At 69.3% G+C, this 16,317-nt stretch carries 18 protein-coding genes; 5 read left to right on the forward strand and 13 right to left on the reverse strand.

The genetic code is table 11. The features are described 5' to 3' along the window. Positions 1-15: 15 nt before the first annotated feature. A complete protein-coding gene (locus tag ACV22V_RS19285) occupies positions 16-1,278 on the forward strand; it encodes a glycosyltransferase family 87 protein (RefSeq protein ID WP_448015111.1) in 1,263 nt (420 codons plus the stop codon). On the opposite strand, the gene ACV22V_RS19290 is transcribed toward ACV22V_RS19285, so the two are convergent. From ACV22V_RS19290 to ACV22V_RS19350, 13 genes are all read right to left on the reverse strand, one after another. Then, entirely contained in the window at positions 1,242-2,282 is a 1,041-nt protein-coding gene (locus tag ACV22V_RS19290) for a TadG family pilus assembly protein (protein WP_448015113.1), read from the reverse strand. The two genes, ACV22V_RS19285 and ACV22V_RS19290, sit on opposite strands and share 37 nt — an antisense overlap. Next, complete coding sequence (locus tag ACV22V_RS19295; protein ID WP_448015115.1) at positions 2,275-2,703, reverse strand: TadE/TadG family type IV pilus assembly protein; 429 nt, start codon at positions 2,701-2,703, stop codon at positions 2,275-2,277. The genes ACV22V_RS19290 and ACV22V_RS19295 overlap by 8 nt, the downstream gene beginning before the upstream one ends. Then, complete coding sequence (locus ACV22V_RS19300) at positions 2,700-3,557, reverse strand: tetratricopeptide repeat protein (protein WP_448015116.1); 858 nt, start codon at positions 3,555-3,557, stop codon at positions 2,700-2,702. The genes ACV22V_RS19295 and ACV22V_RS19300 overlap by 4 nt, the downstream gene beginning before the upstream one ends. After that, positions 3,554-4,498, reverse strand: a complete 945-nt coding sequence (locus ACV22V_RS19305) for a type II secretion system F family protein (RefSeq protein ID WP_059818837.1) — start codon at positions 4,496-4,498, stop codon at positions 3,554-3,556. Before ACV22V_RS19305 ends, ACV22V_RS19300 begins: the two co-directional genes overlap by 4 nt. Further along, positions 4,495-5,472 (reverse strand): type II secretion system F family protein, encoded by a 978-nt coding sequence (locus ACV22V_RS19310; protein WP_059700004.1) that lies wholly within the window; start codon positions 5,470-5,472, stop codon positions 4,495-4,497. Before ACV22V_RS19310 ends, ACV22V_RS19305 begins: the two co-directional genes overlap by 4 nt. Beyond that, entirely contained in the window at positions 5,469-6,908 is a 1,440-nt protein-coding gene (locus ACV22V_RS19315; RefSeq protein ID WP_448015118.1) for a CpaF family protein, read from the reverse strand. The genes ACV22V_RS19310 and ACV22V_RS19315 overlap by 4 nt, the downstream gene beginning before the upstream one ends. After that, on the reverse strand, positions 6,890-8,113 hold the full coding sequence (locus ACV22V_RS19320; protein ID WP_448015120.1) for an AAA family ATPase: 1,224 nt from the start codon (positions 8,111-8,113) through the stop codon (positions 6,890-6,892). The genes ACV22V_RS19315 and ACV22V_RS19320 overlap by 19 nt, the downstream gene beginning before the upstream one ends. Before the next feature lie 22 nt (positions 8,114-8,135). After that, positions 8,136-8,519 carry a CpaD family pilus assembly lipoprotein gene (locus ACV22V_RS19325; protein WP_059524851.1) on the reverse strand — a complete coding sequence of 128 codons (384 nt, stop codon included), beginning with the start codon at positions 8,517-8,519 and terminating at the stop codon, positions 8,136-8,138. Between the two features lie 14 nt (positions 8,520-8,533). Further along, on the reverse strand, positions 8,534-9,916 hold the full coding sequence (locus ACV22V_RS19330) for a type II and III secretion system protein family protein (protein WP_448015122.1): 1,383 nt from the start codon (positions 9,914-9,916) through the stop codon (positions 8,534-8,536). 54 nt (positions 9,917-9,970) lie between these two features. Further along, positions 9,971-11,011 carry a Flp pilus assembly protein CpaB gene (gene cpaB / locus ACV22V_RS19335; RefSeq protein WP_448015124.1) on the reverse strand — a complete coding sequence of 347 codons (1,041 nt, stop codon included), beginning with the start codon at positions 11,009-11,011 and terminating at the stop codon, positions 9,971-9,973. A 19-nt stretch (positions 11,012-11,030) separates the two neighbouring features. Then, complete coding sequence (locus ACV22V_RS19340; protein ID WP_448015126.1) at positions 11,031-11,510, reverse strand: A24 family peptidase; 480 nt, start codon at positions 11,508-11,510, stop codon at positions 11,031-11,033. Positions 11,511-11,598: 88 nt separating this feature from the next. Then, on the reverse strand, positions 11,599-11,781 hold the full coding sequence (locus ACV22V_RS19345; RefSeq protein WP_044843866.1) for a Flp family type IVb pilin: 183 nt from the start codon (positions 11,779-11,781) through the stop codon (positions 11,599-11,601). A gap of 485 nt (positions 11,782-12,266) precedes the next feature. Further along, complete coding sequence (locus ACV22V_RS19350) at positions 12,267-12,440, reverse strand: hypothetical protein (protein ID WP_448015128.1); 174 nt, start codon at positions 12,438-12,440, stop codon at positions 12,267-12,269. A 94-nt stretch (positions 12,441-12,534) separates the two neighbouring features. Here ACV22V_RS19350 and ACV22V_RS19355 point away from each other — a divergent pair, with 94 nt between their 5' ends. Genes ACV22V_RS19355 through ACV22V_RS19370 form a run of 4 tightly spaced genes read left to right on the forward strand, consistent with a single transcriptional unit; the run spans position 12,535 to position 16,212 of the window. After that, positions 12,535-13,617: an ABC transporter substrate-binding protein gene (locus ACV22V_RS19355; protein ID WP_059524843.1), complete on the forward strand. Its 1,083-nt coding sequence runs from the start codon at positions 12,535-12,537 to the stop codon at positions 13,615-13,617. A 15-nt stretch (positions 13,618-13,632) separates the two neighbouring features. Next, positions 13,633-14,472 (forward strand): ABC transporter permease, encoded by an 840-nt coding sequence (locus ACV22V_RS19360; protein WP_059689795.1) that lies wholly within the window; start codon positions 13,633-13,635, stop codon positions 14,470-14,472. 22 nt (positions 14,473-14,494) lie between these two features. Next, entirely contained in the window at positions 14,495-15,319 is an 825-nt protein-coding gene (locus ACV22V_RS19365; RefSeq protein WP_448015130.1) for an ABC transporter permease, read from the forward strand. Positions 15,320-15,354: 35 nt separating this feature from the next. After that, entirely contained in the window at positions 15,355-16,212 is an 858-nt protein-coding gene (locus ACV22V_RS19370; RefSeq protein WP_448015131.1) for an ABC transporter ATP-binding protein, read from the forward strand. Positions 16,213-16,317 lie beyond the last annotated feature (105 nt).

Here is a 16,317-nt window from a genome sequence, read left to right on the forward strand (position 1 = left end):
ACCGGGCGGCCGCAATTGGACATTCCCCGGCAATCGCTGCGCTCGGCGGAGCGCCCGATCGTCGCGTGGCTCACACCGCGACGCGTCATCCTGTACAGCACGCTGATGCTGGCGTTGTCCGCGCTGTTCGTCGCGATCTGGATATCCGTCGTGCGTCATGCGCACGGCAGCGTCCTGTCGCGCGCCGGCGCCGACTTCTCGGTGTTCTGGTCCGCGTCGTATGTCATGCTGCACGGCTCGCCCTCGCAGGCATACGATTTCTCGGTATTCTCGCGGCTGACGGCCGAACTGTTCCCGAATCTTCGTCGCGACGCCTTCGCCCCGTGGCTGTACCCGCCCACGTATCTGCTGCTCGTGACGCCGCTGGCGCTGCTTCCGTTCGCGCTCGGTTATCCGCTGTTCGTCGCGTCCGGTGTCGCCGCGCTGGGCCTCGCCGCATGGCGCGTGGCGCGTCTCGGCGTGATTCCCGGCGCATGGCGCGCCGGCATCGTTGCGCTGCCCGTCGCGCCGTGCGTGTTCGTCACCGGGGCGCTCGGGCAAAACGCGTTCCTGACCGCATCGTGCGCGGCGCTGGCCGTCTACTGGACCGAGCGGCGGCCGATGTGGGCGGGCCTTTGCATCGGACTGCTGTCCGTCAAGCCGCAGATGGCGCTGCTGTTCCCGTTCGTGCTGGTGGCGACACGCGCATGGCGCACGATCGCGTGGGCTGCGCTCGCCACCGGCACGTTCGTCGCGCTGAGCGTCCTGGTCTGCGGCATCGAGTCGTTGCGCCTGTTCGTGGCCGGCACGGACCTCGTACGCTCGATCGTCCTCGAACACGGTGTCGTGTTCTGGCTCGCGTCGCCGACGCCGTTCGCGACATTCCGCCTCTCGGGCGTGCCGCTCGGCGCCGCGTATGCGGCACATGCGGGTATTGCCGCGATCGCGATCGCGGCCGCCTGCATCGCATGGACGCAGTCGCGCGATACCCGCGTGCGCGCCGCCGTGCTGACGGTCGCGACGCTCGTGGCCACCCCGTACCTGTGGCACTACGAACTCACATGGCTCGCCATCGCGATCGCCTGCATGCTGTCGATCGGCTGGCACGACGGCTGGCTGCGCGGCGAACAGACCGCGATCGCGCTGATGTGGGCACTGCCGATCGTCGAATACCTGAACCCGTGGCTCCAGTGGCCGCAGATCGGCCCGGCCGTGACGCTCTTCGCGCTGCTCGTGCTGCTGCGCCGCGCGCGCCACGACGCTCACAGCGCGAGCCGCGGCGGCACGTATACGCCGTAGTACGGCCCGACGCCCGTCGCGACGCCGGTCATCTTCACGCCGGCGACGAAGTGCCCCTGGATGTACTTGTACGTCCCGCCGAGCGACACGTCGATGTGGAACGCCGCGAACGCGACGATCGGCACGTAGGTGCTGCTCGCCGTCTGCGTGACGACCGGCAGCACGACCGTCGTGCCGACCGGCACCGACGTGTAGAGCGTGGCCTTCACGCCGGTCGCAAGATAGATGCTGTCGCCGATGTTGAGCGTCGTCGGGTTGCCGGTCACCATCAGACCGCCCATCGTCGTCGTGTCGGTCGCGGTCGACTGGAACGACGTCCACTGGCCGCCCATGCACAGCGCGCCGTAGGTCTGGCCGTTCGTGATCGAGAATTCGTACGGCAGGCCGGTCAATGGATTGATCAGCGGCTGGTTGGTCGCCGCGTTCCAGTACTGGTTGTACACGCACTGGTCGATCGCGATCGGAAAGAGCCCGCCCGCCGCGACTCCGCCAGGCGCGGCGAGCACCGCGATCGCCGTCGCGCTGCCGGATGCGCCGGGAATGCCGAGCAGCCCGCCGAGCAGCAGCGGAATCGACCCGCCGTTCACGCCCGGCGCGCGCGACACGGTCACCTGCACCGCGGGCACATCGTAAGAGCCGGGCGTGATGGTGGTCGGCTGCATCGACGCGGGGCTGCGCGTCACGTTCCAGTAGCCGGTCGTCACCGTGCCGGTCGCCAGCGGTGCGCCTGCCGCCGCGTTCTGCGCGATCACGCCGTTCGCCGCGGGCGCGGCCTGCGACCAGTTCAGCACGCCGCCGGTCGGCGACATCATCGCGTCGGCCCCCGCGAGCGCAGCCGCGTCGGCGGCGTTCTGCAGCTGGTTGCGCACGGTGGCCACCCACGCGATGTCGATCGCCAGCGCGCCGAACGACAGCAGCGGAATCAGGAACATCAGGAAGAACAGCGCGACGGAACCGCGCTCGCGTACGGCGCCGATCCCCGGCGCGTCGGCGGCGTCATTCATAGAGCATCACCGAGCTGGCCGAGATCGTCACCGGGCCGGTCAGCGCGCTGAATGCCGAACCCAGCACCAGCCCCGAATACGTGTAGGTCACCGTGACCGTCAGCGCGGTGCCCGCCGTCGTGCCGTTCGCCTGCGTCACGGTCACGGTCGGCGGCGTCGCGGCGCCGCCGGTGATCAGGCTGTTCTGCGTGTAGCTCGATGCGACGCTGGCGATCTGCGTCGTGGTCAGCATCGGCACGCGCAGCATGACGCCGGCGCGCGCGGCTTCGCGGCTCGCGTTCGTGATGACGGCCTTGTCGCAAAGCAGCAGGCTGGTGTCGATGATGCCGATCAGCACCATCAACAGGAACGGCAGCATCAGCACGAATTCGAGCGACACGACGCCGCGCGCGCGGCGCGCGCCCATCGCCCCGCGTGTCATTTTTCGGCCTCCGCGGCGGGCCACACGGCGCGCGGCTCGAGCGCGGCGCCCGTCGACGGCCGCGCCGAGGCGGACGCCGGGCGCGACGCGAGCTGCGCGCGCACCGCCTGGTAGACGCGCAGATTGTCAGCCACCGCCGACGCGGGCAGATCCGCGGACAGCAACTTCTTCGCCGAATCGATGTTGCCGAGCACGCCATACGCGAACGCGAGATTCTGGCGCGCCTGCCACGGCGCGTCGGGCAGCCCGGCCACGTCGAGCAATACGTTCACGCCCTCGCGCGGCCGGTTGCCCAGCACGAGCGACAGCCCGAGGTCGACACGCAGCCCCTGCGCATCCGGATGCGCGCGCAGCGCATCCCGGTACACGGCCTGCGCGTCCTCGTGACGGCCCTGCAGATCGAGCACCGTGCCGAGCCCTTCGGCCGCGAGCGGAAGGTTCGGCTGCGCGGCGAGCAGGTCGCGGTAGCGCCGTGCGGCCTCGTCGAGCCGACGCTGCCGCAACGCGACACGCGCAAGCCCGATCTGCGGCCCGAGTTCGGCGGGCGCCTGCTGCCGTGCCTGCTCGTAGAGAATTCGCGCGCGCTCCAGATCGCCCGCGCGGTAGTTGACGTCCCCGAGCCCCAGACGCGCCGGGAGCGAATCGGGATGCCGGGCAAGCACCTTCTCGTACAGCGTCGATGCGAGATCGACGTTGCCGCCAGCCAGCGCGCTGTCGGCAATGCGCAATTCGGCCTGCGGATCGTCGCTCTTGTGCGACAGCGCCGGCCGCGTCTGGATACCCGGCGCGCAGCCGCCGGCCAGCACCGGCAACACGGCCGCGAACGCGAGCGCACGGAGGACGGATCGTGTCATTTGAATACCTCGAGCAGGCGGATCGCCGCCGGGCCCGCCGCGATCAGGCCGACCGTCGGCAGGATGAACAGCATCATCGGCAGCGTGATCTTCGGCGCGAGCTTCGCGGCCTGTTCCTCGAGCGCGACGATCTGCTCGGTCCGCTCGCTGCGCGACAGCGTCCGCAGCGCCTGCGTGATCGGCGTGCCGAATCGCTGCGATTGCGTAAGCGTCGTGGCAAGCGAACGCGCCGACGCGAAGTCGACGCGTATCGAAAAGTGCGCAAGCGCTTCGGCCACGTTGCCGCTCAGCGTCAGCTCGTCCGCGCACACCTTCAGCTCGTCGGCGAGCGGCGGGCAAATGCGCTCGAGTTCGCGCGCGACACGCCGCACGCCCGATGCGAGGCTGTTGCCGGCCATCGTGCAGATCACGAGCAGGTCGAGCGCATCCGGAAAGCACGCGGAGATGATGCGCCGGCGCCGCCGGATCATCGCGCCGAGCACGTATTCAGGCACGATCACGCCGATCACGAACGCGGCGACCATCGCCAGCGCGCGGATCACGAAGTATTCGCCGAAGCGCGGAATGTACGGGCTGAACACGATCGCGACACCCGCGAACAGCACGCCGCAACTCAGCTTGATGCCGATCATCGACGACACCGCACGCCGCTCGCGAAAACCCGCGCGCGTGAGCTGCAGCCCGAGCTTCGCGCGCTGCATCGGGTCGAGCACGGGCAGCCGCTCGCCGAGCTGCGCGAGGCGCCGGGTCAGGTCCTGACGCACCTCGCCCGGCTGCAGCCGCCCCGACGCCAGCGACAGCGAGCGCTGCCCGGCCGCCTGCTGCACGCGTTCCGCGATCCGCCGGCGCGTGCCGCCGCCGGGCGGCGCGAGCGCCGCCGCGACGCACGCGAGCAGCAACAACAGTTCGAGGCCGCGGGCGGCCAGCATCGACATCGTCATCGCGCGGTATCCAGTTTCGAGATCTTGCGGATCATAAGCAGTCCGATCGTCAGCAGCGCCGCGGCGATCGTCAGCATCACGCGTCCGGGATGCGTGTCGAACAGCAGCATCACGTACGCGCGGTTCACGAGGAACAGCGCACCGATCATCACGAACGGCACCGCCGAAATGATCTTCGTCGTGATCCGCCCTTCGGCGGTCAACGCGCGCGTCTTCAGGCGGATGTCGCGGCGCGTGCGAATGATGCTCGACAGCTCGTCGAGCGTCTCGCCGAGGCTGCCGCCCGTCTCGCGCTGCAGCAGCAGATAGACGGTGAAGAACGAGAAGTCCGCGATCATCAGCCGGTCCGCCGCGAGCGTCAGCACGTCCTTCAGATCCGCGCCGACGCGCAGGCTGTCGCCCATCGTGCGAAAGGTCGAGCGCACCGGCTCCGCCGCGCTGTCGCCGACCGTGCTGATCGCCTGCGTGACCGGAATGCCCGCGCGCACCGCCCGCACGATCAGGTCGATCGCGTCCGGGAACGCTTCGAGAAAGCGCAGCCGGAACCGCTCGACCAGCGCGCGGTAACTGGCGCGCATCGCCACGAGCGGCAACCCGACGTAGATCAGCGGATGAAGTACGCTCGGCAGCGCGACGAGCTCCACCACGGCGATCGCGGCGATCGCGCCGGCGAGCGTGCCGGCGACGACGATCCGCATCCCGCGTTCGCCGCCGACCGCCCGCACGCGCGTCACGTAACGCTGCAGCCACGCGCGCGCGCGGCTTTGCCGGCGCGGCAGGTTGAACAGCGCGACGCCGGGCGCCGCGGCCGCACCGGCCTCCCGGCCCGCCAGCGATGGCGCAAGGTGCCGCATCCGCGCGCGAATGCGCTGCTCCGGCGTGTGGCGCGCGCGATCGAGCAGCGCGGACAGCGCGAGGCCCACCGCGAGGATCACGACGAATGCGCCGAGCGCGAACAGGTCCGCGGCGCTCATTGCCGGAATACCTCGGACAGCGCGTCCTCGACGCCGTAATACGCGGCGCGCGGCGCGAACGCCGGCCGCAGCGACGACGCCTCGAACACGCCCTTCACCACGTCCCGCGTCGTGTCGCCTTCCTGGCGGAACGCGAAGAGATCCTGCGTGATCACCACCTCGCCCTCCATCCCGACGATCTCGGTGATCCGGGTCACGCGGCGCACGCCGTCGCGCATCCGCTCGACCTGCACGAACAGGTGCACGGCGCTCGCGATCTGGCGCCGGATCGACAGCAGCTGCAGGTTCGCGTTCGCCATCATGACCATGCTTTCGAGCCGGCTGATCGCGTCGCGCGGCGAGTTCGCATGGATCGTCGTCATCGAGCCGTCGTGCCCCGTATTCATCGCCTGCAGCACGTCGAACGCCTCCGCGCCGCGGATTTCGCCGAGGATGATGCGGTCGGGCCGCATCCGCAGCGCGTTGCGCACGAGGTCGCGCTGAGAAATCCCGCCGAGCCCTTCCGTATTCTCCGGCCGCGTCTCGAGACTCACGACGTGCGGCTGCAGCAGTTGCAGCTCGGCCGCGTCCTCGATCGTCACGATTCGTTCGTGCTCCTCGATATGTTGCGACAGCGCGTTGAGCAGCGTCGTCTTGCCCGAACCCGTACCGCCCGAGATCACGATGTTCAGCCGGCACGCGCACGCGATCTTCAGCACCTGAAGCATCCCGTGCGAGATATTGCCTTGATGCGCCATGCGCGCGAGCGTGATGTCGCGCTTCGCGAACTTGCGGATGGAGATCGACGCGCCGCGCATCGCGATCGGCGGCAGGACCACGTTCACGCGGCTGCCGTCGGCGAGACGCGCGTCGACCATCGGGCTGCTTTCGTCGACGCGACGCCCCACCGCCCCCGCGATCCGCTGCGCGACGCTCGTCACGTGCGCGTTGTCGCGAAACTTCAGCGGCGTGAGTTCGAGCCGGCCCGCGCGCTCGACGTACACCTGATCGGGGCCGTTCACGAGAATGTCGGAGACGGTGTCGTCGGCGAGCAGCGGCTCGATCGGCCCGACGCCGAACATGTCGTTCAGGATCGCATCGACGATCAGCACCTGCTCGCCCGTCGTGATCTTCAGACGTTCGCGCTCGACGGTGTGCGCGGCCACCTGCTCGATGCCCGCACGCACTTCGTCGCGCGTCTTCATCAGCGCCGCCGACATGTTCATCGACGAAAACACCGCGGTGCGAATCGCATCGAACTTGCCGGAGCGAATGAGCGCCTCCTGGGTATCGGCCGACGCCAGCGCGCGCGCGGACGCGGGCGCCGGGCTCGCGGCCGGACCCGCGCCCGGGCCCGGCCCGGGCGCGCCGTCGCGCGGCGCGGCGGGCGCCCCTGCGGGCGTGGGGTCCGGCGTCGACTGCTTGCGGGTACCGAACGTCACGATCCCTTCCTCCATTTGACGAAGCGCGCGTACCACGGCTCGGCGACGGCCATCGATTCGCCGGTGATGCCGTTCGCGAGCAGCCGGATCTCGTCCAGGAAGCCGTGACGTTTCGCGCGCTCGATCGGCTCGCCGAGGTTCTCGGCGACCGCGAGCGGCTGCGGCTCGTGCGGCAGCTCGCGCAGCCTCACGCCGCCGAATGCGTCCTCGAAGTCGGTCTGCGCGACGCGCCCCTTGACCGGTTCGAGCGGGTTGTTCAGCATCATCGACAGCAGCCGCTCGCCGGGCAGCTCCTTCACGAAGCGCGCAAGCCGCGCGGCTTCGTACGCGGCGTGCACCGAACGGTCGGCGACGATATAGACGAGATCGGACACCGCCAGCGCGTCCTCGAACAGCTTGCCGACGCGGGTGCCCACGTCGAACAGCACGTAGTGGAAGCGGTCCTTGAGCATGTCGACGAGCAACGCGACCGCATCGTCGCGCAACGACGCTTCCTCGCCGTACGCCAGTTCGGCCGACAGCACGTGCAGGCGATCACCCTTCGTGACGAACATGCGGTCGAACAACGCGTCGTCGGGACGCTGCTCCATGTTCAGCAATTCGATCAGCCCGTTGTTGCTCGACAGCCCGAACATCGAGTTCGCGCCGCCGCCATGCAGGTTGAGGTCGACGTACGCGACGCGGCGGCGCTTCTCGCCCGCCAGGCAGCGCGCGAGACTCACCGCGATCGTGGTCGCGCCCACCCCGCCGCGCGCGCCGACGAAGGCGACGATCTTGCCGGTGCGAGCCTGCACGACCGATTCCGTCGCGGTCAGCGCGCGCCGCATCAACTCGACGGTCAGCGGCTTCACGATGTAGTCCTGCACGCCGATGCCGAGCAGGTTGCGGAACAGCCCGACGTCGTTCTGCGTGCCGATCGCGATGACCCTCACCGACGGATCGCACACGTCGGCCAGCCGCATCAGGTCGGATACCGGCAGCACCGAATCCGACACGTCGACGATCAGCTGGCGCGGCGAGCGTTCATGCTGCTGCAACAGCCGGATCGCGTCGTCGCAGTTGCCCGGCTGCACATGGGCGCGCGTGATCGACAGATCCTGCGCGACGCGCCGGATCACGTCCTCGCTGCCGGCGTCGGACACGACCGCGACGAGGTCCGCCGCTCCGGCTGCGGCGGCGTGCTTGGCATTCTGGCGGTCGAGGACGTTCATGGGCGGCATCGCGCTTCGCATCGGGAGTGGGTCAATGGCCGGGCGAGCCGGTCGTCGTCAACGTCTTGCCGGGTGCGGGCTGCTTCACGCGATCCTCGACGTAGCGGCGCACGGCGTCGGCCGCGACTTGCGCGTCCGCGCCGCCATACGGCACGGGCGCGACGAGATCCTCCGGGCGCGCGAGCATCGTCGCGAGATTCGTGTAGGTCGCGCAGCCGAACGGCACGCCGGGCCGCCCGAACCCGGCATCGACGAGATGCGACGGCTGCATCAGCTTCGCGCAGTCGGGTGGTACCGCGTGCACGCCGTCGAAGCCGATCGCGCGCGCATCGGGCAGGTTGATCGGCGGCGGCGCCGACAGGCAACCCGCCAGCGCCGGCGGCAACAGGACGGAGACGATGGTTCGAATTCGCATGCGCGCTCCTCCGGTCAGTACACGAAGCCCGCGGCGCCGACGAGGCGCGGCGTGTCGCCCGACAGCATGTCGATCCCGAGATTGCGCTGGATCGCGAACTCGAGATCGCTGCTCGGCCGCGCGACGGTGTCGAGCGCCTGCTCGAGCTGGCCGGGGCCGGTCGGCTGCACGATGTACGGCGTCACGATCACGACGACCTCGGTCTTGTTGTCCTGGAAGTTCTTCGACGAAAACAGCCGGCCGATGATCGGCAGCCGGCCGAGCCCCGGGATCTGCGACACGGTATCGGCCGTCTGGCTCTGCAGCAGCCCGCCGATCGCGAAGCTCTGCCCGCTCGACAGCTCGACCGTCGTCTCGACGCGCCGCACCGAAAGCCCCGGCACCGTGACGCCGCCCGTCGTCACGCTGTTGCTCGAGTCGACCTCGCTCACCTCCGGCCGCACCTTCAGGCTGATCCGGTTGTCGGCGAGCACGGTCGGCGTGAAGTCGAGCGACACGCCGAACGGCTTGAACTCGACCGTGATCGCGCCGGTCGTGGTGCCGGCCTGCGCGACCGGAATCGGAATTTCGCCGCCGGCGAGGAAACTCGCGGTCTGGCCGGACATCGCGGTGAGATTCGGCTCCGCGAGCATCGTGATCAGGCCTTCCTGGTCGAGCGCATCGAGCACGACGTCGATCGACCAGCGCCCCGCGTGGAAACCGCCGAGTATCGAATACGCGCCGGTCGGCGACAGGTTGAACAGCTTGGTCGTCGGATCGAACAGCGTGCGTCCGTTGAACAGCCCGCCGACGAAATTGCCGGCCGCGCCGAGCGAGCTCCAGTTGATGCCGAGCTGCTGCGTGACGTTGCGGCTCACCTCGGTCACGCGCACGCGCAGGTTCACCTGGATCGGGCGCGACAGCGTGAGCCGGTTGACGATCTTTTCCTTGTCGTTGAGATAAGGCGTGAGCGACTGCATCACGGCGTCCGCGTCGGCTGCGCTCGGCACCTTGCCCGACACCATCAGCGAGCCCGGCGCGCCGGACACCGACAGCTTCAACTGCGGAAAGCGGCTGTCGAGCACCGCCTGCAGCGACGCGGTATCGACCTGCACGATCACCGTCCGGCGCAGGATCGGCCGATGGTTCGCGCCGAGCGCGATCAGCGTGGTGGTGCCCGCCTTCTTCCCGAACACGAACACGGTGCGCGGCGACGGCACCTGGATGTCCGCGATGCTCGGGTCCGCGACGAACATCGCGATCGCGGGTTCGGACAGCGACAGCATCTCGCCCTTGCCGGTCGCGATCGACAACGCCGCGCCGGCGTCCGCCGCCTGCGCGCGCGGCGCGAGCACGACGCCCGGCGCGACGATGCAGGCCAGGCACCAGAAAGCGATCCAACGAACCATGCGCACCATGCGTCTTCCCGTCAAATGCCGGCCGCCGGGCGGCCGGCCCGAATCGTCATGCCGTCACTGCGGCACGGCCGCGCGCGGCGCTTGCGCCGTCGCGTCCGCGGCAACGTTGCCGCCCGCGGGCGCGGCCGGCGCAACCGGCATGCCTGGCGTGCCTGGCATAGCCGGCCACCCGGACGGCAGCGGCGGCAAGCCCGGCGTGCCGATGCCGCCGCCGCGCGACCCGTCGTCGACCGACGAGCCGCGATAGATCACGACCGTGTTGCCCTGCACCGCCGGCCGCGTGCCGCCGTCCGTTCTCCCGGACGGCGCCCGCGCCGCGTCACGGGCCGCGCGCGACACGTCGCCGACCCACACCGGCGGCGTATCGGGCTCCTGTTCGCCGCCGCCCGCCGCCTGGCGGCGATCGCTCGTCGCGAAGCTGCGCAACGCCAGCGACAGCGAGCCGAGGCGCGTCGCGACCAGCACGACCTGGGCGGTGCGCGGCGCGACCTCGAGCGTGACCGTGCGCGCGCGGACCGGCACGTCCGGCGCGCTCGCGGGTGTCTTCGCACGCTGGAATTCCGAGCCGACCGCGAGCACGCGCGCACGCCGCACGACCGTCTCCGCTTCGAACGTGCCGGGCGTCGTCGCGGACCCGCCGATCTCCTGCGTGAGCACCACGTCGACGAAGTCGCCCGGCTGGATCAGCCCCGCGTTGCCCGACACGTCGTCGACCGGCACCGAGATCGCGCGCATGCCGGGCTGCAGCGCGGCCGCGAGAAAATCCGGCGCGCCGGCCGCAATCACGTTGTCCGCGCGGATCGGCGCACCGGCGTCGACACGGTTGCGCAGCAGCGCGCCCTTCAGGTCCGCGCCCGGTTGCGACTCGACGAACGCACCGGCCGGCACCTGCGTGCGCGGCATGCGCTTCCACGCGAGATCGTTGTCGCGCAGCAGCAGCCCTTCGGGCAGGTCCGCCGCCGCGACGCGCACGCTCACCTCGGCCGCTTCGCCGGGCGCGGAAGGCGTCGACGCGGAGACGTACAGCTGACGCAGGATGAACGCGCCGATCGCGGCAGCGATGATCAGCACGGCCATTCTCAGGGGTTTGGGCATGGCGGCGTGCGTCCCCCGGCTAGGTAAGCGAAACCGCGTGAGGAAACGGCGCCCAGACGGCCAGCATGCCGCCGAGCGCGAGCGCGATGCCGTACGGCACGCCGCGCGGCGCGATCGCACGTGCCGGCGCGGTGTGACGCCGCCATGCAACGGCCGCGAGCGCGGCGACGCCGTACAGGGCGCCGCTCGCGGCGACGAGCGTCAGCACCGGGAACGCGAGCGTCGGGCCGGCCCACAGGAATACCGCCGCCGCCAGCTTCACGTCGCCGCCGCCCATCCAGCCCGCGTGACGCAAGCCCGCGAACAGCAGCAGCATCGCCGCGGCGGTCGCCACGTGACCGGCGAGTTGCGCGAGCCCGTCGCGCGCGAGTGCCGCCGCGATCAAATACAGCATCGCGAACGCCAGCACGGCGCGATTGGACAAGCGCCGCTCGCGCAGGTCCTGGGTCGCGAGCGACACCAGCACGAGCGTCGCCGCCGACTGTGCGAGAAAGAGCATCGGAGAGCCGTCCGTCGGCGCGCCCCGGCTGGAAACGTCGTACCGCTGCGGATCCGTGTGTCCGCCGACGGCGCGCGGGTTCAGGAGATCAGATCAACGCCGTGACCTTGTTGATCAGTGCGGTGAACACGGCCGGCAAGCCGCCGGACGTGCTGCTGAGAATCACCCCGACCGCCGCCAGCGCGACCACGACGATACCGGCCAAAACCGCATATTCGAGCGAGCTGACACCACGTTCATCGCGCAGCAAGGTCTTGACGTATTGCAGCATGACAACCTCCGTGTGGCGGGGTCGGTGATCGACCGTTGAATGTAATGACGCGGTGTTGCACGGGGTGGTGCGCACGGCGTTCGCCCATTCGTGACCCATGCGGCGGCCCCGGCATCGGACCGTGCGCATTCCCCGGAATCCATTCGATCGCTGCAACGCGTGGTGTGCGGCGACGGCATTCGCCGCTACATTCGCGCGTTTGTGGCGAGCCGCATTGACACGATGCGGATTACGCCAATTCGTCTAGGGTATAGACAATTTTTTGGGCGAATTCAAATAATTTGGCGTCGGAATGCATTTACGCGCGGAGCGCTTCAGCGATGAAATACGCGCACGTCATTTACCGCTTTTCCAGCGAGGCGCGGCAGGCCGGTCATGGCTCGAAGTAAGAATGTTAATGCCCGGCCGCATCATTGCCGCCAGCGTTCAATTCGATGGTTTTTTATTCAGTTTTTCAATATGCCGCACGCTTCGCATTGACGAATTCAGAACACACTCTCGCGTGCGTTGCCCGGCAATCCTTTCGTGCATGCCAGCGCGATCCGGAAAATATTGCACGCGCCGATCGGCTGCGGGATCGGTGCTCGGCGCTCGCGCGATTCGACATTTCCAATTGGCGCCACGCGTGATTTGCCAACCGGAAACGCGGCGATAAGCATAGTTCAAATCGTTGCTTGTCCCGCGCCGGCGGCGTCCTCCAGAATGGTTCGACGCCCTCCGGCCCGATTTCCACTCCTCGCCATCCGACGCGCCATGATCGACCGATTCCCGTCTCCGCTGCGCCTGCTGCGATCGTTGCTGATCGCGTCCCTCGTCGCGTTCCCCGCGGTCGCCGCGCACGCCGACAAGCCCGCCACCATCCGCATCGGCGTCGCCCAGCAGGGCACCGGCGATCCGCCGACCTTCGGCGGGTCGAGCGCGGCCACCGCGCAATTGCAGCAACTGGTCGAAAAGGAGTTCGCGACCGACGGCATCAAGGTGCAGTGGCTGTTCTTCAAGGGCGCCGGCCCGGCCGTCAACGAGGCGATCGCCAACAAGGCGCTCGACTTTGCCTACCAGGGCGACCTGCCGGCGGTGCTCGCACGCTCGAACGGAATCAGGACGCGCCTGCTGCTCGCCGCGAGCGTGCGCTCGGGCGTGAAGATCGCGGTGCCGCCGGACTCCGCGATCCGCTCGATCGCCGACCTGAAGGACCGCCGCGTGTCGATCTTCCGCGGCACGAACCTGCAGCTCGTCGCCGACAATGCGCTCGCGAAGAACGGCCTCGGCGAACGCGACCTGCGCGTGATCAACCTCGACTCGGCGAGTTCGCTTGCCGCGCTCGCGTCGAAGGGCATCGACGCATCGGTCGGCGACTATCAGTTGTACAAACTGCGCGACGCGGGCCTTGCAAAGATCATCTACGAATCGCAGAACGACGGCCCGCAGTTCACGCGTCAGACCCACCTGCTCGTGCTCGACGACTTCGAGCGCGCGCATCCGGACATCGTGCAGCGTGTCGTCGACGCGCTGGTCAAGGGCGCTCAATGGTCGTCCGATGAAGCGAACCGCGACGCGTTGTTCAAGCTGTGGGCGAAAAGCGGCGTGCCTTATACGTCGTGGCAGGCCGACTTTGCGAACCAGCGCCTGAAGGACCGCCTGTCGCCGCTGATCGATCCGTTCCTCGTCGCGCGCTACAAGGCCGTCGCGCAGGACGCGCTGAAGCTGAAACTGATCCGCCAGCCGGTCGACGTCGACGGCTGGTTCGAACCGAAGTATCTCGACAACGCGTTGCGCGCGCAGCACCTCGAGCACTACTGGCCGCGCTACGACGCGTCCGGCAAGCCCCTCTCCTGACCCGGACCGGCCCCGATGAGCGACACCGCGATCCCGATTCCGTCGTCCGACCCGCCTGCGCTCGCGGCGCAGTCCCGCGCGGCGGCCGTGAAGCGCGTGGCGTGGCGGCTCGCGCCGTGGGCGCTGCCCGCACTGCTGTTCGCGCTGTGGACCGTCGGCAGCGCGCGCGGCTGGATCGCGCCGCAGATCCTGCCGCCGCCCGAACAGGTCGCCGACTCGCTCGCGGAACTCGCCGCCAGCGGCGATCTCGCGCGCCATACGCTGATCAGCCTGCAGCGCGTGCTGGTCGGCTTCGCGGCGGGCACGCTGCTCGGTTTCGCGACCGGTGCGGCGCTCGGCCTGTCGCGCACGCTGGAAGCCTACGTGCTGCCCGGCTTCAATGCGCTCGTGCAGATTCCCGTGCTCGGCTGGTTGCCGTTCCTGCTGCTGCTCGTCGGCGTCGGCGAGCCGCTGAAGTACCTGCTGATCGCACATGCGGCACTCGTCCCCGTGACGATGAGCACGCTGCAGGGTTTCCGCCAGACGCCGCCTGCGCTCGATGAAGTCGCGCGCGTGTTCGGCTATACGCGCCGCCAGCGCATCGCCCACGTCGTGCTGCCCGCCGCGATCCCGACGCTCGCGACCGGTGTACGGCTCGCCTTCACGAAATCCTGGCTCGCGCTCGTCGTCGTCGAACTGGTCGCATCGTCGGAAGGGCTCGGCTACCTGATCGTGTACGGGCGCCAGCTGTTCCAGCTCGATCTCGTGATGGCGGCGGTGATCGTCGTCGGCGCGGTCGGCCTCGCAATCAACCGGCTGCTCGACGCGCTCGAAGCACGGCTGCGCCGTGGCGTGCCGTCCGCGTTCCGCGGCTGAACCCGATTCAAGGATGCCGCTCATGCCGCCTGCCGCCACGTCGATACCCGACGCCTCGTCGCCCGCCGTCTCGACCGCCCGGCGCTTTCCCGTGCCCGACTGGCGCGGTTTCGTCCTGCCACTCGGCGCGTTCGCGCTCTGGTGGGCCGTCTCGTCCGCGCATCTCGTCAAAAGCGGGCTGCTGGTCGGCCCCACCGACGTGCTGCACACGGCGTGGACCCAGACGACCAGCGGTGCGCTGGCGCGCGCGCTGTCGGCTTCGCTCGCGCGCGAAGCGTGCGGCTTCGCGATCGGCGCGACCGGCGGCCTGCTGCTCGGCGCCGCGCTCGGCCTGTCGCGCATCGCTGCGCGGGTGGTCGGCCCGAGCTTCGACACGTTCAAGCAGATCTCGCTGTTCGCGTGGATTCCGCTGATTTCCGTCTGGTTCGGCCTCGGCGACGCCGCCAAGGTCGTATTCCTGTCACTGGCCGCGCTTCTGCCGGTCGCCACGCATACGTGCGACGGCATTCATGCGGTGCCGCGCGCGTATGTCGACGTGGCCCGCGCGCTGCGCTATTCGCGGCTTCAGCTGGTGCGTTACGTGCTCCTGCCCGCCGCGCTGCCATCGATCTTCACCGGGCTGTATCTCGGCCTCATCTACTCGTGGCTCGCGACGCTCGGCGCCGAGTACCTGCTCGTCGCGGGCAGCGGGATCGGCAACACGCTGATCGACGGCAGCGAGCAGTTCCGGATGGACCTCGTGCTGTTCGGAATCATCGTCGTCGGCGTGACCGGCTGGGCGCTGAACGCGATCGCGCGTGCGGTCGAACGCAAGGTGCTGGCCCGGCGCGGCGACCTGCGCCATTGATCGCCCTCCTTCTTCCTGTCGCTTCCTGCTCCGCCATGACGAACCTCGCTTCCGATTCGCTCGATATCCTCCACGTGAGCAAGCGCTATGCGCAACGCGGCGCGACGCTTGCCGTGCTCGACGACGTGTCGCTGCACGTGCGTGCCGGCGAATTCGTCACGATCGTCGGCGCGAGCGGCTGCGGCAAGTCGACGTTGCTGCGGCTGATCGCCGGGCTCGACACCGACTACGCGGGCGAAATCCGCGCCGGGGACGAACCCGTGCGCGACACGTCGCTGCAGCGCGGGATCGTGTTCCAGGATCACCGGCTGTTCCCGTGGCTGACGGTCGCGCAGAACGTCGAGGCCGCGCTGCGCAATGCACCGCTCGACGCTGCGAGCAAGCGACGCGCAGTGGCCGAGCACATCGCGCTCGTCGGGCTGAACGGCTTCGAGCATGCGTACCCGAACCAGCTGTCGGGCGGGATGGCGCAGCGCGTCGCGATCGCACGCGGCCTCGTCAACCGGCCGCGTGTGCTGCTGCTCGACGAGCCGTTCGGCGCACTCGATGCACAAACGCGCGCTCGAATGCAGAACGAACTGCTGCGCATCTGGGAGCAGGAACGCATCACGATGGTGCTCGTCACGCACGACGTCGACGAAGCCGTCTATCTCGGCGATCGCGTCGTCACGATGGCACCGCGCCCCGGGCGCATCGAGCGCATCGTCGACGTCGCGCTGCCGCGGCCGCGCCGACGCGATTCGCCGGAATTCGCGCGGCTGCGCGATACGGTGCTCGCCGATTTCGACGATCGTGCACCGCCGGGTGGCGGTGATGGCCGCGATGGCGGCCGGGCGAAGCGCGTCGATGCGCCCGATGCGCACCGGATCGGCGAATGGCGGCTCGCGTGGTGACACGGTCGCGCCGCATGACCCGACACCGTGCCCGAATTGCTCAGCATGACGACACATATCGATCATCGCGGCGCGCGCTAAGGATGTGACGATTCATCGGTTCCG

This window comes from Burkholderia sp. AW33-5, assembly GCF_053427615.1.

What these genes read in the sequence shown, in the direction of transcription:
- ACV22V_RS19325 (WP_059524851.1), bottom strand. Translation starts at nt 8,519, where the DNA reads ATGCGAATTCGAACCATCGTCTCCGTCCTGTTGCCGCCGGCGCTGGCG.
- ACV22V_RS19365 (WP_448015130.1), top strand. Translation starts at nt 14,495, where the DNA reads ATGCCGCCTGCCGCCACGTCGATACCCGACGCCTCGTCGCCCGCCGTC.
- ACV22V_RS19290 (WP_448015113.1), bottom strand. Translation starts at nt 2,282, where the DNA reads ATGAATGACGCCGCCGACGCGCCGGGGATCGGCGCCGTACGCGAGCGC.
- ACV22V_RS19315 (WP_448015118.1), bottom strand. Translation starts at nt 6,908, where the DNA reads ATGGAGGAAGGGATCGTGACGTTCGGTACCCGCAAGCAGTCGACGCCG.
- cpaB (WP_448015124.1), bottom strand. Translation starts at nt 11,011, where the DNA reads ATGCCCAAACCCCTGAGAATGGCCGTGCTGATCATCGCTGCCGCGATC.
- ACV22V_RS19295 (WP_448015115.1), bottom strand. Translation starts at nt 2,703, where the DNA reads ATGACACGCGGGGCGATGGGCGCGCGCCGCGCGCGCGGCGTCGTGTCG.
- ACV22V_RS19360 (WP_059689795.1), top strand. Translation starts at nt 13,633, where the DNA reads ATGAGCGACACCGCGATCCCGATTCCGTCGTCCGACCCGCCTGCGCTC.
- ACV22V_RS19370 (WP_448015131.1), top strand. Translation starts at nt 15,355, where the DNA reads ATGACGAACCTCGCTTCCGATTCGCTCGATATCCTCCACGTGAGCAAG.
- ACV22V_RS19350 (WP_448015128.1), bottom strand. Translation starts at nt 12,440, where the DNA reads ATGCTTATCGCCGCGTTTCCGGTTGGCAAATCACGCGTGGCGCCAATT.
- ACV22V_RS19345 (WP_044843866.1), bottom strand. Translation starts at nt 11,781, where the DNA reads ATGCTGCAATACGTCAAGACCTTGCTGCGCGATGAACGTGGTGTCAGC.
- ACV22V_RS19330 (WP_448015122.1), bottom strand. Translation starts at nt 9,916, where the DNA reads ATGGTGCGCATGGTTCGTTGGATCGCTTTCTGGTGCCTGGCCTGCATC.
- ACV22V_RS19320 (WP_448015120.1), bottom strand. Translation starts at nt 8,113, where the DNA reads ATGCCGCCCATGAACGTCCTCGACCGCCAGAATGCCAAGCACGCCGCC.
- ACV22V_RS19310 (WP_059700004.1), bottom strand. Translation starts at nt 5,472, where the DNA reads ATGAGCGCCGCGGACCTGTTCGCGCTCGGCGCATTCGTCGTGATCCTC.
- ACV22V_RS19300 (WP_448015116.1), bottom strand. Translation starts at nt 3,557, where the DNA reads ATGACACGATCCGTCCTCCGTGCGCTCGCGTTCGCGGCCGTGTTGCCG.
- ACV22V_RS19355 (WP_059524843.1), top strand. Translation starts at nt 12,535, where the DNA reads ATGATCGACCGATTCCCGTCTCCGCTGCGCCTGCTGCGATCGTTGCTG.
- ACV22V_RS19340 (WP_448015126.1), bottom strand. Translation starts at nt 11,510, where the DNA reads ATGCTCTTTCTCGCACAGTCGGCGGCGACGCTCGTGCTGGTGTCGCTC.
- ACV22V_RS19305 (WP_059818837.1), bottom strand. Translation starts at nt 4,498, where the DNA reads ATGACGATGTCGATGCTGGCCGCCCGCGGCCTCGAACTGTTGTTGCTG.